The 23,006-nt window shown below is 57.3% G+C and carries 15 protein-coding genes and 3 pseudogenes; 13 read left to right on the top strand and 5 right to left on the bottom strand.

Features of this window, described 5'->3' with window-relative positions; genetic code table 11:
- Positions 1-390 precede the first annotated feature (390 nt).
- Positions 391-1,164 carry an HpcH/HpaI aldolase family protein gene (locus NKL04_RS19705; RefSeq protein WP_023699575.1) on the bottom strand — a complete coding sequence of 258 codons (774 nt, stop codon included), beginning with the start codon at positions 1,162-1,164 and terminating at the stop codon, positions 391-393.
- Positions 1,165-2,317: 1,153 nt separating this feature from the next.
- Here NKL04_RS19705 and NKL04_RS19700 point away from each other — a divergent pair.
- The 12 genes and pseudogenes from NKL04_RS19700 to NKL04_RS32130 all read left to right on the top strand — a co-directional run.
- On the top strand, positions 2,318-3,460 hold the full coding sequence (locus NKL04_RS19700; RefSeq protein ID WP_050593515.1) for an amidohydrolase family protein: 1,143 nt from the start codon (positions 2,318-2,320) through the stop codon (positions 3,458-3,460).
- 13 nt (positions 3,461-3,473) lie between these two features.
- The gene (locus NKL04_RS19695) at positions 3,474-3,932 is read left to right on the top strand and encodes a Rieske (2Fe-2S) protein (protein ID WP_352724263.1); all 459 of its coding nucleotides are present in this window, start codon (positions 3,474-3,476) and stop codon (positions 3,930-3,932) included.
- 343 nt (positions 3,933-4,275) lie between these two features.
- Positions 4,276-5,301, top strand: a complete 1,026-nt coding sequence (locus tag NKL04_RS19690) for a carbon-nitrogen hydrolase family protein (protein WP_023699578.1) — start codon at positions 4,276-4,278, stop codon at positions 5,299-5,301.
- 108 nt (positions 5,302-5,409) lie between these two features.
- The gene (locus NKL04_RS19685) at positions 5,410-6,993 is read left to right on the top strand and encodes an ABC transporter substrate-binding protein (RefSeq protein ID WP_352724261.1); all 1,584 of its coding nucleotides are present in this window, start codon (positions 5,410-5,412) and stop codon (positions 6,991-6,993) included.
- A gap of 395 nt (positions 6,994-7,388) precedes the next feature.
- Positions 7,389-8,531 (top strand): amidohydrolase family protein, encoded by a 1,143-nt coding sequence (locus NKL04_RS19680; RefSeq protein WP_050593515.1) that lies wholly within the window; start codon positions 7,389-7,391, stop codon positions 8,529-8,531.
- A 13-nt stretch (positions 8,532-8,544) separates the two neighbouring features.
- Entirely contained in the window at positions 8,545-9,003 is a 459-nt protein-coding gene (locus NKL04_RS19675) for a Rieske (2Fe-2S) protein (RefSeq protein WP_352724258.1), read from the top strand.
- Between the two features lie 282 nt (positions 9,004-9,285).
- Positions 9,286-10,862: pseudogene (locus NKL04_RS19670) on the top strand (ABC transporter substrate-binding protein).
- A 2-nt stretch (positions 10,863-10,864) separates the two neighbouring features.
- Positions 10,865-11,815, top strand: a complete 951-nt coding sequence (locus NKL04_RS19665; protein WP_502903351.1) for an ABC transporter permease — start codon at positions 10,865-10,867, stop codon at positions 11,813-11,815.
- A gap of 8 nt (positions 11,816-11,823) precedes the next feature.
- Positions 11,824-12,648, top strand: a complete 825-nt coding sequence (locus tag NKL04_RS19660; protein WP_352724256.1) for an ABC transporter permease — start codon at positions 11,824-11,826, stop codon at positions 12,646-12,648.
- Positions 12,641-14,278: an ABC transporter ATP-binding protein gene (locus NKL04_RS19655; RefSeq protein WP_023702751.1), complete on the top strand. Its 1,638-nt coding sequence runs from the start codon at positions 12,641-12,643 to the stop codon at positions 14,276-14,278. Before NKL04_RS19660 ends, NKL04_RS19655 begins: the two co-directional genes overlap by 8 nt.
- 702 nt (positions 14,279-14,980) lie before the next feature.
- Positions 14,981-16,410, top strand: a pseudogene (locus tag NKL04_RS19650) (M20 family metallopeptidase).
- Between the two features lie 343 nt (positions 16,411-16,753).
- Positions 16,754-16,913 (top strand): annotated as a pseudogene (locus tag NKL04_RS32130) (ISNCY family transposase); the annotation flags it as partial.
- Between the two features lie 2 nt (positions 16,914-16,915).
- Here NKL04_RS32130 and NKL04_RS19645 read toward each other — a convergent pair.
- The 4 genes from NKL04_RS19645 to NKL04_RS19630 form a co-directional block, all read right to left on the bottom strand.
- A complete protein-coding gene (locus NKL04_RS19645; RefSeq protein ID WP_023702749.1) occupies positions 16,916-18,337 on the bottom strand; it encodes an aldehyde dehydrogenase family protein in 1,422 nt (473 codons plus the stop codon).
- A 113-nt stretch (positions 18,338-18,450) separates the two neighbouring features.
- Positions 18,451-19,425, bottom strand: a complete 975-nt coding sequence (locus tag NKL04_RS19640; protein WP_031209833.1) for an aldo/keto reductase — start codon at positions 19,423-19,425, stop codon at positions 18,451-18,453.
- Positions 19,426-19,569: 144 nt separating this feature from the next.
- The gene (locus NKL04_RS19635) at positions 19,570-19,926 is read right to left on the bottom strand and encodes a non-heme iron oxygenase ferredoxin subunit (protein ID WP_023702747.1); all 357 of its coding nucleotides are present in this window, start codon (positions 19,924-19,926) and stop codon (positions 19,570-19,572) included.
- Positions 19,927-19,947: 21 nt separating this feature from the next.
- The gene (locus NKL04_RS19630) at positions 19,948-21,165 is read right to left on the bottom strand and encodes an NAD(P)/FAD-dependent oxidoreductase (protein ID WP_023702746.1); all 1,218 of its coding nucleotides are present in this window, start codon (positions 21,163-21,165) and stop codon (positions 19,948-19,950) included.
- A gap of 377 nt (positions 21,166-21,542) precedes the next feature.
- Between NKL04_RS19630 and NKL04_RS19625 the strand changes: the two genes are divergently transcribed.
- Positions 21,543-22,955, top strand: coding sequence for an aminotransferase-like domain-containing protein (locus NKL04_RS19625; RefSeq protein ID WP_023702745.1), 1,413 nt, complete (start codon positions 21,543-21,545; stop codon positions 22,953-22,955).
- Positions 22,956-23,006: the final 51 nt, after the last annotated feature.

Raw genomic sequence — 23,006 nt, 5'->3', positions numbered from 1 at the left:
AGCGAGTGTTACTGCGCACCAAGTGAGTTGTGCTTGCGAGGACGATGGCAGGTTTTCGGCTTATTAACATATACAGCTTGTGCAGAAATTGGCTATCACAGCAGAATGACCGCTCGGCCGATCGCAGCTAACATCTCACCGGGCGCGATTGCAAAGTTGATTGAATCAAGAATCTTGACCCGGCCGAGATCCTTGGAAACGTCATTCACTTCGATTTGGGAATACGTGGATATGCGTGACTTTGGCGTGGACCCGAGCAGGCAAACTGGACGGAGAAGCATTCGCCTGAATTTAGTTGTATAAAACGAGAAGTTGGGTTGATATCACTTGGGCCGGCAAACCACCAAGTTCTCCGAACGTTTCGCAATCTTAGATGGATCAATGAGCGGTCTACTTAGCGAGAAACGCGTTGTGGAAATCTTTCGCTACAGCGCGGCCGCCCTCTAAAACGAAACTAGGGTCCGATCCGTACGTGAACAAGCTCAGGCCTAGCTCTTGGAACCTCAACAGATAGTCTATGGATGCCACATCGATACCCGATGCAATGCCGTACTTGTTAGCGGCGGCCGCGACTGCCTGACAGGCATCCAACAACTCAGGCGTGAGCTTTCCCGGTTCTATGCCCAAGGAAAGGGCGAGGTCTGCCGGGCCGATAAAGAGCGCGTCAACGCCAGGCGTTGAGGCTATGTCATCCAGATTGTTGAGAGCCTCTCGTGTTTCAATCTGGACTACGACACCCAGTCTAGAGTTGGCATCCTTCCGATATTCCGCATCCTCTTGGTAATAGTTCGATGCTCTCCACGCTCCAGATCCGCGCTTTCCTGCAGGCGGGTATTTTGCGGACGACACAGCATCCATGGCTTCGACACCCGAATTTACCATTGGCACCATGATGCCGTTCACGCCGTGATCTAGCGCCGCTTTTATAAGTTCCACCCTGTTCCAGGCGACTCTATACAGTACAGGCATGCCGTATCGTTCGGTCGCCGGAAGAATATCTAAAAGTTCGTTGGGTGGAATGGGTGAATGCTCGCCATCGACCAGAAGAAAATCTAGATTTGTCTGCGCCAAAGTCTCTGCGACCATCACATGTGGTATCTGCATCCAGGCCCCAATTTGCGGTTTTCCCGACCTGATCGTTTCAGCGAACGTATGTTTTGCCATTTCACGAACCTTTGCGCACCCAAGTGAGTTGTTCTCGCGGGGACGCTGGCAGGTTTCTCAGTTTAATAACATATACAGTTTGTCCAGAAGTTGGCTATCACACCAATGCGATGTTCGCTGTTAATACGGCGTCCGCCACGGCGGAGGGGCGGATAGCCCAATACTGTAGCGCGGAGCGTCGGTCTCGGATCGTGAAGGCCACGCACGAGGCATGTCGGCGCGGCAAGCCCGGACGGTTTCGGCGGGGCGCGGTAGGCCGCAGGTTGGCGTGTTACGTTGTCTGAATTGTAGCCGCGTTATGCCGACACCGCGCTTTTCAGGCAGGCTGTGCACTCACGGCTTCCCACGCGGCCATTGCCTGGCGTCGATGGATCCGAATTCGTCCTGCCGAGCGGTTGGTCTGCGATGGGACGAAGAGGTCTCGCACGGCCGGAGACGATCGACACGAAATGCTGCAATGTGCCGACCGACCGGAAACCTATCGTGTTTGCTCCCGTTCCGGAACGGCGGATGGTCTCGTAAGAAACGATCCCGCGATCGAGCAGCATTTCCTCGACATCGAGCAGGCTCAGATCGAAGCGGAAGTAGAGCCAGACAGCACGCGCTACGATTTCGATCGCGGTGGTTCTTTTAGGTCGGTGCATTCACGGTCATAAGCGCTGCTACCTCAATTTCCTTACCGCTCATTCAATGTAACAACACCTTTACAACTAGGTTAGGCTCTGGCCGGAGCGGCTGATTGCCGACTCCAACTAAGGCTTGATCAAAATGCTGAACTGGTTGGTGCGTGAGGGGCCTTGAGCAGCAGATCCAGCTCTTCGAGTAGTCCAGCCGCACTATGGCCCTTCTCGCCGTTTGGAATTCACCCACGACATGACTACATGTGCGCTGCCAGAAATAACTCATGCGGCGGCGTCGACGCGATGTGATGATGCGCTCGATCTCGGAGGGCGCGCGCGACGTCACGCCTGGTGCCTTCGTGACCGTGACCGACGCTCTGCGCCGCAGGAGGTGCTGCTGAGGGTCTTAAAAGGCACCAGTGTGATGGCCAACTTAGGGGCGAACTGTATATTTCAATGAGCTGACAAAGCTGCCATCGTCCTGACAAGCACACTCACTTGCGTGCGCTTCATGCTTCCGATTGAGAACACGAATGGAGGAAACGATGAATTCCGGGCTAGTCACGAGCAGTCGGAAAAAACTCACAATTGTGGACACCGATGTCCATCACGGCTACCGGGCACAATCGGATCTCTATCCTTATCTCACCAAGTTCAATGCTGAGCGTTTTGCGGAGTGGGGCTTCGGCGGCCTTTCAACGCACCTCTACACCTCTAGCGGAGGACTTCACGGACAAAGGGTGGATTTCGACGCGGAAGAGGCTGGGGACGGATTGGGTACCATTGGCGACGCGCATTATTGCAGCACGCGGTTGCTGGACGCGCATGGTATCGATTTGGCGGTTCTTACCGGCGGTATTGCAGGAGCGGCGAGCGCGCTCCCCGACGTGGACTATGGAAGCGCTCTGTGCCGCGCATTCAACGACCACTCAATGGAGCATTGGATCGCCAAGGATCCGAGGTTTCGGCTTAATCTCGATATCAATTCGCAGGACCCTTTAGGGGCAGCAGCTGAGATCGATAGGCTTGGCTCGCATCCTGCTGTTTGTGGAGTGATGTTCAGTTGTGGCGCACCTAAGCCCTTTGGCCAGCGTTTTTATCATCCGATATACGAAGCATGCGCCCGGCACGGACTAGCGGTGACGATGCATTTCGGTTCAGAAGGAGAAGGTGTCAATCCGCCGCCCTCGGCGGCTGGCTTCCCCAGCTACTACATAGAAAGCCGTCAGCTGCGTCCGCCAGCTTATGCCGTGCACCTGGCAAGCTTTATTTTCGAAGGTGTGTTCGAAAAGTTCCCGACCTTGAAAGTGGCTATGGTGGAAAGCGGATTTGCCTGGGTGGCGCCCTTGATATGGAAGATGGATCTCGACTGGAAGGGGCTTCGGCGGCACACTCCATGGGTAAAAAGACTACCAAGTGAATACCTAGTGGACCATTTCCGTTTTGGCACCCAACCATTGGATGAGCCCGCCGATCCGGAAGCGATAAAGCACATCATCAACTGGATCGGTGGTTCACGAACGCTCATGTTTGCGAGTGACTTCCCGCACTGGGATGCGGATGATCCGATGATGACGTTGTCCGACCAGCCAGAGGATTTGCGGCGACGCATCTTCGCAGAGAATGCCATCGAGACGTACAAACTGTCGCTGCCAGCAATCTCTCAGGCCGCATAGGGAGAATGCACCGGTGGCCAAGAAATATGAAGTTTGTTACGCGGACGAGATTCCGGTTGGCGGGCGACGCATTGTCGATATCGCAGGGCGGAGTGTCGGCATCTTCAACGTCAACAACGAATACTATGCCGTTCGCAACAGTTGCCCACACAAAGCCGCGCCCCTGTGCAAGGGAATTATCGATGGAATGGTCAAAGGCGCAACGCCAGGACAGTTCGAGTACGAGCAAGAAGGCGAAATAATTCGCTGTCCGTGGCATGGCTGGGAGTTTGCGATCAAAACGGGCCAGTCCGTGTTCAATCCACACAAGGTTTGGGTGCGCGGCTATCCCGTGAGTGTGGAGCTTAAGACCTCAAACTGCGCCGAGGCCGACGCGGGTAGCATCGAGGAGGATCCATCGGTCGACACCTACCGTGTGTCGGTCGAGGAAACCAACGGTAACCGTCGACCTACTATCTACATACACCTCTAAGCGACCTTCTAGGGGTGATTCCGGCCGTGAGCCCTTTGCGAAACCCGTACTTGCATCAGAACCGGACACGCGAATGAGGCCCTCGTTAAGTCTGTTGGCACGGGCGCCCGCAGGTAGCTCTCATTGTACGGAGGACGTTTCATAGCGATGGAACGATTGTCCAGCCGAGGTGCGATATCGAAGCATCGAGCCCGAATTCGATAAGCTTAGGTGCGGCGGTTCCCTCTGGGCCGGCGGAATACAGGTGTGCGGGGCTGCCAAAATTGTCGTCATTGTGGACAGTTGTCGATCGCCCTTGGACATAAATCGAGGGCGGCGATCGGCGCAACAAAGGAACTGCGAAATGAGTATCACCAAATTCGCTGCGGGAAACCTGCGCATCACGCATGACAAGAAACGCAACCTGACCAGAATGCTGGAGATGGTCGAGGAAGCCGCAGCTGCGGGCGTGAGGCTCCTCGTCCTGCCTGAGATGGCGCTGCAAGGTTATGCGGATTTCGCCTTTCCGTACGGCGACAGCAATATGACGCGCTGGAAGCAGTATTACGTTCGCGAAGCAGAGCCAATTCCCGGGCCTTCCACGGAAATCCTCGCTCAAGCCGCCAGGCGGCACGGAATGTTCATCCAGTTCGGACTGGCCGAGCGCGCGCTCCATGGCCACGTGCTCTTCAATTCGACTGCACTGGTCGGCCCGACCGGCCTTGTGGGAATCTACCGCAAGATCCACGCTCACGGCGAGTATCCGTATTTCGCCCCGGGCGAAGACCACTCGACGGTCGACACGCCGCTGGGCAGGCTCGCCAGTATCATCTGTTACGATTTGTGCTTTCCGGAACTTTTGCGCAGTTATGCGCTGCAGGGTGCGGACATGTTCCTCATGTCGACGGCCTGGCCGATGTCGCCGTCCGGGCATGATCGCAGTAACGACGACAGTGGCCGGGCGATGGACCTCATGGCCCAGAGCAATGCCTTCTGCAACCATGCCTGGCTGCTCATCTCCAACCATTGCGAGAAGCGCGCCACGCCGCTCGTCAACTACTACGGCGGCACCCAAATCGTCGACCCGTTCGGCAAGGTGGTCGCATATCTCGCCGAGGATGAGGGTCTCGCCATCCATGAGGCCGATATCAAGGGCGAGGTCGAACGCGCGAGAACTGATGGTGCGGCGGGAGTGAACACTAGCTTGTTGCACGATAGGCGGCCGGAACACTACGGGCTGCTAACGGATGTCTCGTATCGGCACGTCGGCAAGGTGGCGCCGTTGCTCCCTGCAGAACGAGCAGACCAGAGAAAGCCAGAACAGCGGGCTCGACGCGCCGGCGCTAAGGCAAAGAATCTAGCGAAAACGGCTGGATCGTCGAGCGTGTAGTTAGCGGTGGCTTTGCAGCCGGGCCCATCGAGATAGTGGGAGGGCCGAACTCGCAGCAATCAATCTAACAGGAGCAGCAATCAACTAAACAGGAAATGGGAGGAAACTATGAAAGAAGTCATTCAGAAGATCGACCGCCGCACGCTTCTAAAGGGAGGAGCTGCCTTGGGGGGCGGTATCATCGCTAGCGGCATGCCGCTCTCGCAGGTGATCTGGGCGGCGGAAGGCAAAGTGCTCAAGGTCGCCGCTCAGGCGGAGCTTGGGTCTTTAGATCCTGGCTTTTACACTTCGAGTTACGATGTTGACGTTATCAACTGTCTCTATTCGAAGCTCACGCGTTTCAAGCCAGGCTCCGAATGGGGCTGGGACCTCGAAGCGGCAGAAAAGATTGAGCAGGTCGATCCCACCCATATTCGTTTTCGTCTGAAGAAAGGCATCAAGTTCACCGGCGGCTATGGTGAGATGACTGCCAAGGACGTCAAGTTCTCATTCGAACGCATCATCAAGCACAAGTATTGGACCACGGCGGATCTAGGCCCATTGGATCATGTCGAAATCGAGGACGATCATACCGGCGTCATCGTGTACAAGACGCCGTTTGTGCCGGCCTGGTACATCACATTCCCTTATAGCGTTGGCCATATCGTTTCCGAGGAGGCGGTGATGAAGGCGATCAAGGACGGCGGCAATTTCGGCATGAAACCGCCGGCTTTCTCTGGCCCCTATGTGCTTGCGGAGTGGAAGCAAAATCAATACGCGCTGTTGACCCGCAATCCGGAATGGTCTGGACCAAAGCCCGGATTCGATGAGATCCGCATCGTACCGATCGTCGATATCAAGACGGCGGAACGAGCCTATCAGGCCGGTGATGTTGATTTCGCAACGATCGGTCCCGATTCACTGGCGACGTTCAAAAGCAATCCACCGCCGGATACCAAGGTTGAGGGCTATTCCTCGCTCCATTTCGTTTGGCTTGGCATGAATATGGATAACCCGAAGCTGAAGGACATCAATGTCCGCAAGGCAATTCAATGGGCTATCAATGTGCCGCAGACTCTGACCGCCGCTTATGCGGGGCAGGCCAACGTGGCAACCGGGCCAATTCCGCCAGGGATTGTCGGACATCGCGAAAAGGCGCTCGTTCCACCGGAAGGCGACCTCGCCAAAGCCAAGGAATTCCTGGAAAAGGCCGGTGTCAGCGACCTGCAGTTAACCCTCGATTGCGACAACATTGGCATCGCCTCGACAATTGCCCAGACGATTCAGGCGCAGTTGTCGCAGATCGGCATTACTGTCCAAGTCAATGCCCAGGACCCCGGTTCCTTCTGGACGATCGGTCAGGAATCGGCAGGCGATCGCTGGAAGGACCTGCAGCTCTATATCCAAAACTACTCCGGTCTGCCTGACCCTTATTACTGCACGACGTCGTTCGTGAAAGCCCAAGTCGGCATTTGGAATTGGGAGCGCTTCCGGAGTGACCGCTATGACGAGCTCAACGATAAGGCAATGACGATTGAGGATCCAAACGAGCGTGCAAAGCTCTATTACGAGATGCAGGACCTCATGGAGGAGTCGGGCGCCTATCGATTCCTGACAAATGATGTTACTCCTGTCGTGTACCGCACGACTAAGATACAAGCTGGGACTCGTCCAGACGGCGTCCCTTTATATCTCGACTTCAAACCGGCTTAGGCGGCGTGAGGCTAAGGTATACTGTTTCATCTTTGCAAGAGGTTGGTCCTCGCGGTCACGATCATCGTGACCGCGAGGACACTTCTGCTCCTGATGATCCATTCGCTGCCGGGCGATCCAGCGGCTGTTCTGCTCGGCCCGCGCGCCACGCCCGAAATGAAGGTGCAGTTTCTAGCATCAGCAGATCCAGGAGGGGGCGCGACGTCACGCCTGGTGCCTTCGTGACCGTAACCGACGCTCTGCGCCGCAGGAGGTGCTGCTGAGGGTCTTAAAAGGCACCAGTGTGATGGCCAACTTAGGGGCGAACTGTATATTTCAATGAGCTGACAAAGCTGCCATCGTCCTGACAAGCACACTCACTTGCGTGCGCTTCATGCTTCCGATTGAGAACACGAATGGAGGAAACGATGAATTCCGGGCTAGTCACGAGCAGTCGGAAAAAACTCACAATTGTGGACACCGATGTCCATCACGGCTACCGGGCACAATCGGATCTCTATCCTTATCTCACCAAGTTCAATGCTGAGCGTTTTGCGGAGTGGGGCTTCGGCGGCCTTTCAACGCACCTCTACACCTCTAGCGGAGGACTTCACGGACAAAGGGTGGATTTCGACGCGGAAGAGGCTGGGGACGGATTGGGTACCATTGGCGACGCGCATTATTGCAGCACGCGGTTGCTGGACGCGCATGGTATCGATTTGGCGGTTCTTACCGGCGGTATTGCAGGAGCGGCGAGCGCGCTCCCCGACGTGGACTATGGAAGCGCTCTGTGCCGCGCATTCAACGACCACTCAATGGAGCATTGGATCGCCAAGGATCCGAGGTTTCGGCTTAATCTCGATATCAATTCGCAGGACCCTTTAGGGGCAGCAGCTGAGATCGATAGGCTTGGCTCGCATCCTGCTGTTTGTGGAGTGATGTTCAGTTGTGGCGCACCTAAGCCCTTTGGCCAGCGTTTTTATCATCCGATATACGAAGCATGCGCCCGGCACGGACTAGCGGTGACGATGCATTTCGGTTCAGAAGGAGAAGGTGTCAATCCGCCGCCCTCGGCGGCTGGCTTCCCCAGCTACTACATAGAAAGCCGTCAGCTGCGTCCGCCAGCTTATGCCGTGCACCTGGCAAGCTTTATTTTCGAAGGTGTGTTCGAAAAGTTCCCGACCTTGAAAGTGGCTATGGTGGAAAGCGGATTTGCCTGGGTGGCGCCCTTGATATGGAAGATGGATCTCGACTGGAAGGGGCTTCGGCGGCACACTCCATGGGTAAAAAGACTACCAAGTGAATACCTAGTGGACCATTTCCGTTTTGGCACCCAACCATTGGATGAGCCCGCCGATCCGGAAGCGATAAAGCACATCATCAACTGGATCGGTGGTTCACGAACGCTCATGTTTGCGAGTGACTTCCCGCACTGGGATGCGGATGATCCGATGATGACGTTGTCCGACCAGCCAGAGGATTTGCGGCGACGCATCTTCGCAGAGAATGCCATCGAGACGTACAAACTGTCGCTGCCAGCAATCTCTCAGGCCGCATAGGGAGAATGCACCGGTGGCCAAGAAATATGAAGTTTGTTACGCGGACGAGATTCCGGTTGGCGGGCGACGCATTGTCGATATCGCAGGGCGGAGTGTCGGCATCTTCAACGTCAACAACGAATACTATGCCGTTCGCAACAGTTGCCCACACAAAGCCGCGCCCCTGTGCAAGGGAATTATCGATGGAATGGTCAAAGGCGCAGCGCCAGGACAGTTCGAGTACGAGCAAGAAGGCGAAATAATTCGCTGTCCGTGGCATGGCTGGGAGTTTGCGATCAAAACGGGCCAGTCCGTGTTCAATCCACACAAGGTTTGGGTGCGCGGCTATCCCGTGAGTGTGGAGCTTAAGACCTCAAACTGCGCCGAGGCCGACGCGGGTAGCATCGAGGAGGATCCATCGGTCGACACCTACCGTGTGTCGGTCGAGGAAACCAACGGTAACCGTCGACCTACTATCTACATACACCTTTAAGTTAGAATATGAGGCCTTCTGCGGACGACCGCAGGCGTGCAGTAGGTCTCACAAAGCTTAACCCTAGGCTCCTTGACTGGCTGGGACGGCCTGATCTCCGGTGGAGGAGCAAAGCGATTTCGCTAATTCTGCCTCTTGTTCGAGGTGGAAAATGCAGAGTCTCGATCGACGCTCGATGGTGGTGATTGGCCGCCGTCAATGATCGTACGACAGCGGTAACCAGGCTACTTCGTGCGGGTAGCAGAGAATAAATCAATGAACGCATGGAAAAGGGGAAATAACATGAAAGAACTGGATTTTCTCAGTGAGCGCGTCGCGAAAGGTAAGCTCTCACGTCGCGACTTTTTAGGTCGGGCCGCGGCACTCGGCGTCAGTGCAACGTTTGCCAACAACCTGCTTGCCACGGCCGCAAGGGCCGAGGTACCCGTCAAGGGCGGATTGCTCAAAGCTGGGCTGCAAGGCGGTGCGGCGACGGACAGCCTCGATCCAGTTCTCCTGACCGATGCGTTTCAATTTATCTTCAGCCGCCAGTGGGGCGAAACGGTTGTTGAACTGGACGCAGATAGAAAAGTGCAGCCGGCACTTGCCGAGGAATGGGGCCCCTCGAAGGACGCCAAGATCTGGACATTCAAAATCCGCAAGGGCGTACAGTTCCATGACGGAAAGGAAATGACGCCTGCCGACGTGCTTGCCACCATCGAGCGCCATGCCGGCCCCGACTCAAAATCCGGCGCGTTCCCACTTTTGCAGGGCATCGACAAGATGGCCGTCGACGGCCAGAACCTGGTCTTCACGCTCAAAGAAGCCAATGCCGAATTTCCGTTCATAATGACTGCACACCAAGTTGTGATCCAGCCCAATGGCGGCAAGGACAACCCGACCGCCGGCATAGGAACCGGGCCTTACAAGGTCACCGTCCACGATGCCGGAGTTCGATCTGGCGGCGAAAGGTTCGGAGGTTACTGGCGCGACAATCGCGGCTTTGCCGATCAGGTCGAGATCGTCATCATCAACGACGGGACGGCCCGCAACTCCGCCTTGCAGAGCGGGCAGGTTCATATGATTAACCGAGTCGATCCGAAGGTCGTCGAACTGCTAAAACGCTTCCCTGCCATCACCATCCGCAACGCCAGCAGCCGTGGCCACTATATGTTTGTTTGCCAGTGCGACACGGCGCCCGTCGACAACAACGACCTGCGTCTCGCGCTGAAATATGCCATCGACCGCGAGGAGATGGTTCAGAAAATCCTGGGGGCTATGGCTCCGTCGGCAATGACACGCCGATAAGCAAGACCTATCCGCTGTTTACCGAAATGGAGCAGCGCAAGTATGATCCGGACAAGGCGGCCTTGCACTACAAGAAGTCTGGCCACTCCGGATCGGTGCTCCTCAACACGTCCGACGTCGGCTTCCCGGGCGCGGTGGAAGCTGCCCAGCTATACCAGGCAAGCGCGGCCAAGGCGGGCATCACCATTGAGGTCAAGCGCAATCCGGGCGACGGCTACTGGTCAGAATTCGACAAGATGCCCTTCAAGGCCAGCTATTTCGGCGGCCGTCCGACCCAGGACATGACGTATTCCCTCGAGTACCAGTCTAAAGCGCCATGGAACGAGTCTCACTTCTCCAACGAGAAGTTCGATCAGATGCTGATTCAGGCTCGTGGCGAGCTCGATGCCGACAAGCGCAAGAAGCTCTATGCCGACATGGGCCAGATCCTCCGCGACGAAGGCGGGTCGATCCTCCCGATGTTCAACGACTTCATCGATGCCACAGGGCCGCGGGTTGGCGGCTGGGCCACGGATGGCAACCAGGAGCTTATGGGCGGCTACGCGCTGTCCAAATGCTGGCTCCAGGCCTGACCATGGTTTCCAAGCTTATTGCCCAGCGCGTTGCGCTGGGCATCCTTTTGCTGGTCGCCGTTTCGGTTTTGATCTTCGCCGGCACCAATCTCCTGCCGGGCGACGTTGCGCAGGCCATTCTCGGCAAAACGGCAACGCCGCTTGCAATCGAGAATCTCAGAAGGGAAATGGGCCTCAACGACCCTGCCTATGTCAGGTATTTCCACTGGCTGTTCGGAATTCTGCAGGGTGACCTGGGCACTGCGCTGACGACCAAGCTCGATATAGCCACGTCCATCAGGGAGCGGCTGTGGAACACGCTGTTCCTCGCCTTCTGGGCCGCCATCGTGGCGGTCCCGCTTGCCGTCATCCTGGGGCTCGTCGCCGTGCATCATCACAACCGCCCGGTTGACAAGCTGATCTCGGGCTTGGCGCTTGCCTCTACCTCGGTGCCGGAATTCTTCATCGGCTACTTGCTGGTCTATTTCCTCGCGGTCAAATTCCAGGTCTTTCCAGGCATTTCAACCGTCTATGACGGCATGCCCTTCCTCGACAGGATGAAGGCGATAGCGCTGCCCTGCACCGCGCTGACCCTGGGCATCCTCGCACATATGATGCGAATGACGCGGGCCGCGATCCTCAACGTAATGCAGTCGGCTTATATCGAGACTGCCGAACTGAAGGGCCTGACGGCGTTCGAGGTTATCCGCGAGCATGCTCTCCCCAATGCCCTTGCCCCGATCATCAATGTCGTGGTCCTTAATCTCGCCTATCTCGTGGTCGGCGTCGTCGTCGTCGAGGTGATCTTCGTCTATCCGGGCATGGGGCAGTATCTGGTCGACCATGTCGCCATGCGCGACGTGCCCGTGGTCCAGGCCGTCGGCCTGATCTTCGCCGCCGTCTATATCTTCCTCAATGTCGTGGCCGACGTGGCGTCCATTCTCGCCAATCCGCGCCTCAGGCATCCGAGGTAAGGAGCACCATGCCAAGACGTATTCCCATCGGCGCGCTGATCGGCCTTATTGTCACCACCCTCTTTTTCCTCGTGGCTATCTTTGCACAGTGGATCGCCCCGTACGGCCTCGGCGACATCGCCGGCGGAGTCTGGGAGACGATATCGGCGAAATTTCTCTTCGGCACCGACAATCTTGGCCGCGACCTGCTCTCGCGCATGATCTATGGCGCCCAGACGACGATCCTGATCGCGGTTCTGGCGACACTGATTTCCTTCTCGATGGGCGCAATCCTCGGCTTCACTGCTGCGGTGGTCGGCGGCTGGTTCGATATGCTGATGTCCCGTTTCGTCGACCTGCTGATGGCAATCCCGACGCTGATCTTCAGTCTCGTGGTGCTCTCGGTCCTGCCTTCGACGCTGGTCACATTGATCCTCGTCATGGGCACTCTCGACGCGACCCGCGTCTACCGCCTGTCACGCGCGGTCGCATCGGACTTGAACGTCATGGATTTCGTAGAGGCCGCCAAACTGCGCGGCGAAGGCAAGTGGTGGGTGATCTTCGCCGAAATCCTGCCGAATGCGCTGTCGCCGCTGGTCTCGGAACTCGGGCTGCGCTTCATCTATGCGGTGCTCGTCCTCTCCGCTCTCTCCTTCCTCGGCCTCGGCGTGCAGCCGCCGGCAGCGGACTGGGGCGGCATGGTCAAGGAGAACAAGGATGGCATCGTCTTCGGCATCCCGGCGGCGCTGATCCCGGCTGCGGCGATTGCCGCGCTCGCCATCTCCGTCAACCTAGTCGCCGACTGGATCCTGAACCGCACCACCGATCTCAAGGGAGGGCGCGGCAATGGCTGATGTTCTGCTCGACATCCGCAATCTTCGCATTGAGGCGACCACCTATCCGCCCGGCGAAGAGCCGATGACGATCACCATTGTCGATGATGTGTCGCTGACGCTCGAGAAGGGCAAGGTGCTGGGCCTGATCGGTGAATCCGGCGCCGGCAAATCCACGATCGGGCTCTCGCCGATGGGCTATGGCCGCGGCGGCGTGCGCATCACCGGCGGCGAGGTCATCCTCAACGGCCGCGATATCCTCAAGCAGGGTAAGAACGGCATCCGCAAACTGCGCGGCCATGAAGTATGCTATGTCGCGCAATCCGCGGCGGCAGCCTTCAATCCCTCCCAGCGGCTAATGGACCAGGTGGTGGAAAGCACGCTCAAGCACGGCTTAGCCAACCGCGCCGAGGCCGAGCGCCGGGCAGTGGCACTGTTCCGCAAGCTCAGCCTTCCCGACCCGGAAAATATTGGCGAGCGCTATCCCCACCAAGTCTCCGGCGGACAATCGCAACGCGTGATGACAGCGATGGCACTCTCCCCCGAGCCGGATCTGATTATCTTCGACGAACCGACCACGGCGCTCGACGTGACGACGCAGATCGACGTGCTGGCGGCGATCAAGGAGGCGATCCACGCCACCGGCGTCGCGGCGCTCTACATCACCCATGACCTCGCGGTCGTAGCGCAGGTGGCCGACGACATCATGGTGCTGCGGCATGGCAAGATGGTCGAGACGGGCCCGGCCCATCAGATCATCAAGGAGCCGAAGCAGGCCTATACTCAGGCGTTGGTCTCCGTGCACCATATCGAGCATCAGGAGAAACAGCCGACGCCCAAACCAGTCCTGTCGGTCAAGAACGTCACCGCCGCCTATGGCCGGGGCGTAATCAAGGTGCTGAAGAACGTTTCCGTCGATATCCACCCCGGTCAGACGCTGGCTGTGGTCGGCGAATCCGGCTCCGGAAAATCGACGCTGGCGCGGGCGATCACCGGCCTGCTGCCGCCGCAGCAGGGCGAAATCACCTTCGACGGACGCAAGCTCTCGAGCCGCCTGGCCGACCGCACGAAGGAAGACCTCCGCACGCTGCAGATGATCTACCAGAGCGCCGATGTCGCGATGAACCCGCGCCACACCGTCGGCACCATCATCGGCCGGCCACTGACCTTCTATTTCGGCCTGAGGGGTGCCGAGCGCGACCGGCGCGTGCAAGAGCTGCTCGAAGAAATCGAGATGGGCACCGGCTTCCTCGACCGCTACCCGGCAGAGCTCTCCGGCGGCCAGAAGCAGCGGGTCTGCATCGCCCGTGCGCTGGCGGCCAAGCCCAAGCTCATCATCTGCGATGAGGTAACTTCGGCCCTCGACCCGCTGGTGGCGAACGGTATCCTGAAGCTGTTGCTCAATCTCCAGCAGATCGAGCAGGTGGCTTACCTCTTCATCACTCACGATCTCGCGACGGTGAAGTCGATCGCCGATACCATCGCCGTCATGTATCGCGGCGAGGTCGTGCGCTATGGGGCGAAGAGCCAGGTGCTGACGCCGCCGTTCGACGACTATACCGATCTCCTGCTGTCGTCCGTGCCGGAGATGGAGCTCGGCTGGCTGGAGAAGGCGACCGCCGGGCGGAAGATGGCGAGTGCGGGGAATTAGCGATGTGGGTCTTCGCGATACCGCCAGTTCAAAGAGGTTCCCCTGCGCCGGTGCCTCCCTCCACCCGCGCAACCTTGCCCGGCCTTCGAGCCGGGCCTTTTCATTCCTTCGCACGCGACAAAATTGCCGTTCCGAGAGAACGCAACGGCAAGCCGGTCGCGCGTGAACACATCGTGGGTGATTACGCAACGGGAGGCTGCACGATAGTGACGAGCATTCTCACGGCTTGCTCGAACCGCACTACTGGCGTTGCGGCGTCGATGCCCCTTCGGATGAATTCGGCTACGGCATTATAACGATGCGTGATCTAAGTTTTGAAGCTGTACTGATTTTGGCACTGTCAAGTAGAACCGAGATCAAAGCAGATTCTGCGTTAGCGTTCCTGTGAGCTTGTTGGACTCCGCCGGCTCGCCTGACAAAAGCAAAGAACCGGATTAGCGCAGACGCGCTCCTTATCTCTGTGTGCATGAGGCTGCCATGGTCACCAAGGGACCTGATGGTGGCGTTGTACTGATGCGATTTTCTGCGATCTGCATCTACCAATGCGTTGGAGCTCGATGCTTACTTTGCTTGGCGGAACCGAGTTCATCGAGAGGACCGCATGTAGATTATCCGGGCGTGGCTCTTCAGAGAGCAGAATAATTCTAACAATCAGTACCTACCCGTTTGAACGACAGCAGTGACTCAAGGAATTCAGTAACTATGGAAAATGACCCTCTCAGCCTTGATGAAATCGTCCGTCACGTGAATGCGAAAGCTGCCGACTACAGCGCCTTAAGCGACCGCATCTGGGCAATGCCAGAAATAGCATTTGAGGAGCATCGCTCGGTTGCAGAGCACATCGCTATGCTCGACCGCGAAGGTTTTCGTATCACCAAGAATGTCGGCGGCATGAAAACCGCCTTCATCGCTGAATTCGGCAAGGGCAGCCCCATAATCGGCATTCTCGGAGAATACGATGCGCTTCCAGATCTTGCTCAAGTCTCGAGTGCAACGGAGCCCAGCTCGACCGAAGGTGGACCAGGTCATGGCTGCGGACACAATCTTCTCGGCGCTGGCTCGGCGCTTGCAGCAGTTGCGTTGAAGGATGCACTCGCGGCTGAAGGTATTGAAAGTACCGTGCGGTTTTACGGCTGCCCGGCAGAGGAAGCTGGAGGGGGTAAGGCCTTTATGGCCAGAGCCGGCGCCTTTAACGATCTCGATGTCGCCTTCTGCTGGCATCCGGCGGTGGTTAACGAAGTGCTAACAAAGTCCTGCAACGCCGCAAAGTGGGCTCGTTTCTCCTTTACCGGTCGCGCAGCGCACGCGGCGGCGGATCCACATCTGGGGCGCAGCGCGCTCGACGCAGTCGAGCTAATGAATGTTGGCGTCAACTACATGCGCGAGCACATGCCCTCAAACGCTCGCGTTCACTATGCCATTATCAACGCTGGCGGTGAGTTCCCTAACGTCGTGCAGGCGTATGCCGAGTCATCGTATTCTATTCGTTCTCCGAACTGGGAAGATGCTGAGCGGGTATTCGCGCGCGTGCAAAAGATTGCAGAAGGCGCTGCGCTTATGACCGAGACATCTGTTAAGGTGCAAATCACTGGCGGCTACTCGAACATTTTGCCTAACAAAGCGCTGTATGATGTTATGTACGAGAACATGCGCCGTGTCGGCCCGCCCCCTTTGATGGGGCTGACTATGAGTTCGCTAAGCAGCTTCGCAAGGTGGCGCTTACGGATGAAGATGCGCTGGCCAGCGTCGCGGGTCGCGATGTTTCGCTTAAGGACAACCTTCTCCACGATAGCCTTCTACCGTTAGGGACAGACCAATTCGAGTTCGGCTCGACAGATGTGGGCGACGTGAGCTGGATCGTGCCCACTGCACAGTGTCAAACAGCCTGTTTCGCCATTGGCACGTCCTTCCACAGTTGGCAGCTCGTCACCCAAGGCGATCTGCCGGCGGCCCACAAGGGGATGATATTGGCTGCCAAGGTCATGGCTTCTACGGCGGCAGATTGCATACGCAATCCAGAGATCATCGCTCGTGCAAAGGCGGAGTTGAAGCGACAAACGGGGGGGCGCCCATACCTCTGCCCAATACCATTGGACGTCACGCCCAGTGATTTGCGTGGGAAGGCGCTATAAAGCCGCGCTCTCAATATTCGCTCACGCGCAAAGCATCGCAACGGGATACAGGGAAGCGCTGGCTGAACTGCTCCCTTATGCCGCAAGGCACACGCGGTGCCTGGTGACGAAGGACCCGAGGCGGACGTAAGAGAGGGTGATCCACCTCGGCGTTGAGAACCCGCGGCCGCCATCTTCAAATCGCCCATCAAGCCGTTGGGTCGAAGATCGTCTTCGCATAGGCGCCGGCCAGGAGTTTGTCGACAATCGCATCAGGGGATCCTCGGTTCTCTGCGTCGGGCCATTGGGGATCATTCTGCTTTCTTCCCACTGCCCGCCCTGACACGGAACCTCTGATAGTCCACTCGGACGTCGGCGGAGATCCCATCCCGCGTCGGGCTTCGTGGCGCGGACCTCGTCGCCCATAGCTCACCGCACTTTTCATGCATTCCTTCGTGCTCACCGACATCGCGACCGGCTGGATGGAATGTGCGCCGCTAATGGGTCGCGAAGGGACGCTGTTGCTTTAGTAGCCCGCGATCGCTTTTGTCTCTAAGAAGTCTTCCATCCCGAATCTTCCCCATTCACGGCCGTTTCCCGACCTCTTGTATCCACCGAATGGCGCGGAATAATCAGCAAACACCCCTTGAATGTTGACACTGCCCGCTCGAACCTGCCGAGCAACGTTGCGAGCACGGTCGACCGATCCAGACGTAACGTAGCCGGCAAGACCATACGGGGTATCATTGGCGATGCGTATCGCGTGCGCCTCATCCTCGGCCTTCATCAGCACCAAAACAGGGCCGAAAATCTCTTCCTGCGCGATTGCCATATCGGACGTTACATCCGCGAAAATGGTTGGTCGAACATAATAGCCTTTATTAAGGCCCTCTGGCAGGCCTGTGCCGCCTGCGGCCAAAGTCGCACCGTCTGCAATACCCCTTTCAATCCACGTCTGAATTCTCTCCCACTGAGTCCGATTGACGACGGGTCCGTGAGTGGTGGCTACCGCTCGCGGATCCCCGACCTTCATCTGCTCCACAGCCATTTTCGCTATGCGCGCGGCCTCCCGCATCTTGGCTGCGGGGACAATCATTCGACTGGGTGCGTCGCATGACTGGCCAGTATTGAGCATCATGTAGGCGACACCGCTGGCGACAGCCTGCTCAAGATCTGCATCATCCAAAATGATATTGGGCGACTTTCCGCCCAGTTCTTGGCTGACCCGCTTGACGGTGGCGGCAGATCGGATGGCCACGTCTACGCCCGCTCGCGTCGAACCAGTGAAGGACATCATGTCGATGTCAGGATGTTCGCTCATTGCAACACCAACCTCAGGCCCCAAGCCATTGACGAGGTTGAATACACCGCGGGGCACGCCAGCCTCATGCAAAATCTCTGTGAAGATCAATGCGCAACTTGGCGTAAACTCAGAAGGCTTCAGGACCATGCTGCAGCCAGCCGCGAGCGCTGGCGCGACTTTGGCCCCGATCTGGTTCATGGGCCAGTTCCACGGCGTAATCATCCCCACTACACCAATCGGTTCTCGCACGATCAGCGACGAGCCGATTGTCTCCTCGAAGCTGTACTTCTCAAGAACACTGCGTATCGTTTCAAAATGGGCCAAGCCCGCTGCAGCGTGTTCTCTGTCCGCAAGCCCCAAAGGTGCGCCCATTTCGTCGGAAATGGATGCCGCAATGTCTGCAAACCTTGAACGGTAAACATCGATAACTCTTCCCAGGAGTGCGAGGCGCTCGTCGCGTGATGTGTTGGAAAAGTCGTTGAATGACCGTTTGGCTGCATCGACCGCCGCATCTACGTCAGCCTGCGACCCGAGAGCTATCTCATACATTGTCTCTTCGTTTGCAGGATTGATTACGGCCATTCGGTTCGGCGACGCGGGCTCCGTCCATATGCCATCGATGTAGAATTTCATGCGCTGAACCATTAACCGCTCCTAAGTTTGATCGACTCTTTTGGGAAATCAAAGACCGTCCGCGATTGAGATTGATTTAAACGTATCGCGTCGCGCGCTCTCGCTGCCGTCCCCGTCGCCTATAGCTAAAGTCCTGAAACTGGATGTGGCACGTACGGCGCCTCGAGTACTTTGACCTCATCTTCCGATAGCTTCACGCCGACGGCCGCGAACGCGTCCTCGAGATGTTGCGGCTTCGTCACGCCGACGATGGGTGCAGTCACCACCGGCTTCGAAAGCAGCCACGCCAAGGCAAGCTGCGCATGAGGGAGGCCTCGCGTTTGCGATAGCGACGTAAGACGGTCGACGACGATCTTGTCCGCTCCTTGCGTAAGGGCGTAATTGCCCGCGCTCAATTCGTCGGTCCGCCCGCGAAGGGTGTCTGGCTCTTCCTGCCAAGGGCGCGCGAGAAGCCCCCCCGCGAGTGGACTCCACGGTAAGACGCCAACACCTTCGCTCTCGCACAGAGGGAGCATCTCGCGTTCCTCCTCGCGATAGAGGAGGTTGTAGTGCGGTTGCATGGAGACAAAGCGGGTCCTACCATGCTGCCCGGCGAGCTGGAGAGCTTTGCAGAATTGCCATGCAGCCATTGAAGATGCACCGATATACCGAGCCTTCCCGGATTTGACGACGTCGTGTAGTGAGTCGAGCGTCTCTTCGATCGGAGTAGCGTCGTCCCAGCGATGGATTTGGTAAAGGTCGATATAATCGGTGTTGAGGCGGCGCAGGCTCCCGTCCACCTCCGCCATGATCGCCTTGCGTGAAAGGCCGCGTCCATTTGGATCGGCCCGCATCGGGTAGTAGACCTTCGTCGCGATCACTACCTCGTCGCGCCGGGCATAATCATGGACAGCTCGGCCCAGAACCTGCTCACTCGCTCCGTGGCCATACGTGTTGGCGGTATCGAAGAAATTGATTCCACCTTCGATCGCCCGCTTGATGATCGGTCGGCTCTGATCCTCGCTTAAACCCCAGCGCCGCTCAGTTAAGCCGAAGCTTAAACAGCCAAGACAGATCCGAGAGACCTTGAGGCCGGTCCTTCCAACGTTGACGTAATCCACCCCGTTCCTCCCCAACTTGAACTGGTCGATGCAACCCACAGATCTCCGATGGCACCTGGTGCGAAAGACGATACCGTCTGCCTGAGGACCGGCATGGCCGTGCGCGGGCACCAACGTGTGTTTCGGCCCTAGCGTTGGCGCGACTCACGTTACGGGAAGACGCACCAGGACTTGGCCGCTTTCCACCTTCGACTCGAACACGGTGATCGGGCAGTCGGCCGGGCCTTGAACCACTTCGCCGGAGGTAATTTCAAATTGAGCACCATGCAAAGGGCACTCGATAAGGGTCCCCTCCAGCCAGCCGTCGGAAAGGAGAGCGAACGCGTGTGAACACACGTTGGTGGTCGCATATACTTTGTTGTCGATCAGGTAAATAGCAATCCGTCTATCGTCGATTTCGACTGGTGTTACGGTATCCTCTTGAAGATCGGAAACGGCGCAAAGAATTATCCATTCAGAACTTTGCAGCGCGGTATCTATGTTCTTTTCTGCTGTTGTCACAGTTCACTCCGATTGCCGTAATTAGCCAGCTGCCAGGTATAGGTCGGACGGATCGACTTCCTCGGCCCGGCTCATAATATCGGGCGATATGGGCTTGGCAGCCTTTGCGTCTCGCCGGAGCTGCGTCATGTCACGACCAGGGTTGACCCCCACGGCGCTGACAAAACGTCCATGGTCATCGGTGCCAATCTCCAGCCACCGTTCGCTCGCGACGTCCCCGACGCGATACAGGCGCGTCGCGAGGGCGGGCAGTCCGAACGACTGGAGGGTTACGCCGCACTGATCGGACCAGAACCAAGGTAGGTCCTGATACTGTGCATCCAGACCGCACATGACTTTTGCGGCCACAACCGCCTGATCGCCTGCCACAGTCCAGCTCTCACTGCGTAGCCGCCGGCCAAGCGCGGGCACAGGATAGTTTGTCACTTCTCCGGCAGCATATATTCCCGGAACGGACGTTTCGCAGCGTGCGTTAACAACGATCCCGTCGGCGGTGTCGATGCCGGCGTCAGCGGCGATTTCCGCATTTGGCCCGATCCCAATGGCAATAAGGATCATGTCAGCAACGGCCGACCCCCCATCCCAAGTCAGAAGGACCTCGCCCTTTGAATTATTCGACATGCGCAGATTTGCACAGTTCAAACGGAGCTCACCACCTTCGCTCGCGTGGCGCGTCGCGACCCATTCTGACAAGGAGAGCGAGGCGCTGCGCGGCAGCAGTCGCGGCGCCAGCTCAAAGACCGTTGTTTGACACCCCAAGCGGCGAGCGATCGCCGATACCTCCAGTCCTATAAAACCACCGCCGACGACTGCCAGCCGTTTGCCATGCGCAAGAACCCCGCGTAATCGCAAAGCGTCTAATTCAGTGCGCAGATAGTGAACTTGTGCCGGGTCCACACTGAAGTTCTCCAAATGCCGGACCCGAGATCCCGTAGCGATCAAAAGCTTGTCGTAGTGTTCCGGATCACCGTTATCAGTATGGACGATGCGTCGAAGAGGGTCGATGAGAGTGGCCTTCGTTCCATCCCGCAAAACGACGCCCTTTGCATACAGCTCAGACCCTTTCAGAGTCGGCCTCTTGCCCTCCAGGAGAAAGTCCTTGGACAGCGGCGGCCTGTCATAGGGTGTCCCGCTCTCGCCATGAATCAGGACCGTGCGCTGCTTAGGACACAGTTCGGCGAGCGTTGTGGCAGCACGATGTCCTGCTAGCCCCCCTCCGATGATAACGACTGTTTCCATAAATCTTCCTCAGCGCCCGGCAACTTTGCACGTTACCAACATGACAAAAGAAACAAAAATCTGGAGATGCACCAGTGTCAAATTCCTGCGAATTCGTTCAGCACAGACGACCCACGAGCCAAAGCAAAACCTCGGAAAGCCTCCTCGCAGAAACTGTGCTCCGCGGAATAGGTGGCTTTTGTGCATTTTGCCGGTCCAGAAGGATCCATATTGTTCGATCGCCGACTACGGCGGTGCAGAAGGCTCTAGCACCGCAACGGATCGGACTGTCACCCATTGTTCGTTTAGAGGTAAAACAGCTTTCTTGTGCAGATACCGCAGGTGCCAGTTACGATATGAACTCCAATCCTCCGACCCATGTTCCGAAGACATCGGCTATGCGCCGCTACGAATTTGTCGTTGACCTCATCAAGCGTCGCATTCGCACGGGGACTTTGAGGGTCGGCGATCGCCTGCCGTCTGTTCGGCAGTTAAGCGAAGATACCGGTTATAGCCCGATGACAGTGCATCATGCCTACGAGCTCTTGGAGGCAGAGGGGGTATGCGAGGCCCGGCCCCGGTCGGGCTTCTATGTCGTCGGTGTGCCGGCGCCAGTGACAGATCCAGGGAACAATACCCACGATGTCGATGGAGAGACGGTAAGAAATCTGCCTGAGGCTTTGCTCCATATTTGGTATTCAAATGAGCTTGGCGCATTCGGCAGCTTCTACCCAAGTCCGGACCTATTCGACCGCAACGACATAGACCGGCTGTTGCGCCAGCTCTTGCGCCAAGGCGAGACCAGGCTTGTTGGATGCGATTCACCGCAAGGCGACGTGCAGCTGCGACATGAAATTTCGCGCCGCGCATCAAGGCGGGGAAGCGTCGTAGCACACGGGGAAATCGTTGTCGGCAACACGGGCATGTCGTGCTTCGATATGTGCCTCAATGCATTTACCAAGCCAGGAGATGTCATTCTTGTCGAAAGTCCTTCCTATTTTCCAATGCTGGCCGGATTGAACCGCAAGAGCCTCTCCGTGGTGGAAATTTACTCCCACCCGCGCTCGGGCATCGATCCCGAACAATTCCTGCATCTTGTCCGCTCTAATTCGGTTCGCGTGGCACTGCTTATGGGCTCCAATCACTATCCCACAGGCGTGACCTATTCCGAGCAAACAATGCGCCGTGTTGTGGAAATTGCTCGCCAACACCAAGTCCTTATTCTCGAAAATGACATGTTCAGCGACCTGAACTACGATGGCAGCAGACAGCCTTCGTTCAAACAACACGATCCGTCCGATATCGTGGTGCAATTCGGGAGTTTCATGGCCTCGCTCCCGCCAGCGTATGGAATGGGTTGGATCATTGCCGGCACCCACACACGACGTTTGATGACTCACCAGTATGCACATGGACTGAACAGCGGTGATGGTATTGTCCAGCGCGCGATCGCCACGTTTCTGGCTACCCGTAGTCAGGATCGACATTTGAGGCAGTTGCGCTGCACACTTGCCGCGAGAATGCAACGGGGCCTCGATTTAATCGCAGAACATTTTCCCAGTGAATGTGTTGTATCGCCTCCCGTCGGTGGGTTCATGTGCTGGGTACGAGGGCCAGTCGGCTTCGATGCTACTAGCGCTTTGCTTCAAGCGATAGAATCCGACTTCAGTTTTCTCCCAGGTCCTATCTTCTCGATCGAGGCCTCCTTCCGAAACTTCGTAGCGCTTAACTTCTCGTTCCCATGGATCGCTCAGAACGAAACTTATCTGGCGAAACTGGGCGAGATGATGCACAGGTCGCTCGGACGGTGATGACCATCAGACGAATCGTTTGAGGCTGCGCCGTCTCGTTCATTCTGCGGC

Origin of the sequence: Mesorhizobium sp. C264A, assembly GCF_040324515.1 — a bacterium.
Lineage (GTDB): Bacteria > Pseudomonadota > Alphaproteobacteria > Rhizobiales > Rhizobiaceae > Mesorhizobium.
Note: the sequence above shows the minus strand (reverse complement) of the source record. Positions and strands in the feature narration are given on the sequence as shown.

Excerpts from the sequence above, each read along its gene's own strand:
- NKL04_RS19660 (WP_352724256.1), top strand. The coding sequence starts at position 11,824 with ATGCCAAGACGTATTCCCATCGGCGCGCTGATCGGCCTTATTGTCACC.
- NKL04_RS19630 (WP_023702746.1), bottom strand. The coding sequence starts at position 21,165 with ATGGAAACAGTCGTTATCATCGGAGGGGGGCTAGCAGGACATCGTGCT.
- NKL04_RS19680 (WP_050593515.1), top strand. The coding sequence starts at position 7,389 with ATGGAGGAAACGATGAATTCCGGGCTAGTCACGAGCAGTCGGAAAAAA.
- NKL04_RS19705 (WP_023699575.1), bottom strand. The coding sequence starts at position 1,164 with ATGGCAAAACATACGTTCGCTGAAACGATCAGGTCGGGAAAACCGCAA.
- NKL04_RS19685 (WP_352724261.1), top strand. The coding sequence starts at position 5,410 with ATGAAAGAAGTCATTCAGAAGATCGACCGCCGCACGCTTCTAAAGGGA.
- NKL04_RS19690 (WP_023699578.1), top strand. The coding sequence starts at position 4,276 with ATGAGTATCACCAAATTCGCTGCGGGAAACCTGCGCATCACGCATGAC.
- NKL04_RS19625 (WP_023702745.1), top strand. The coding sequence starts at position 21,543 with ATGCGCCGCTACGAATTTGTCGTTGACCTCATCAAGCGTCGCATTCGC.
- NKL04_RS19665 (WP_502903351.1), top strand. The coding sequence starts at position 10,865 with ATGGTTTCCAAGCTTATTGCCCAGCGCGTTGCGCTGGGCATCCTTTTG.
- NKL04_RS19645 (WP_023702749.1), bottom strand. The coding sequence starts at position 18,337 with ATGGTTCAGCGCATGAAATTCTACATCGATGGCATATGGACGGAGCCC.
- NKL04_RS19655 (WP_023702751.1), top strand. The coding sequence starts at position 12,641 with ATGGCTGATGTTCTGCTCGACATCCGCAATCTTCGCATTGAGGCGACC.
- NKL04_RS19700 (WP_050593515.1), top strand. The coding sequence starts at position 2,318 with ATGGAGGAAACGATGAATTCCGGGCTAGTCACGAGCAGTCGGAAAAAA.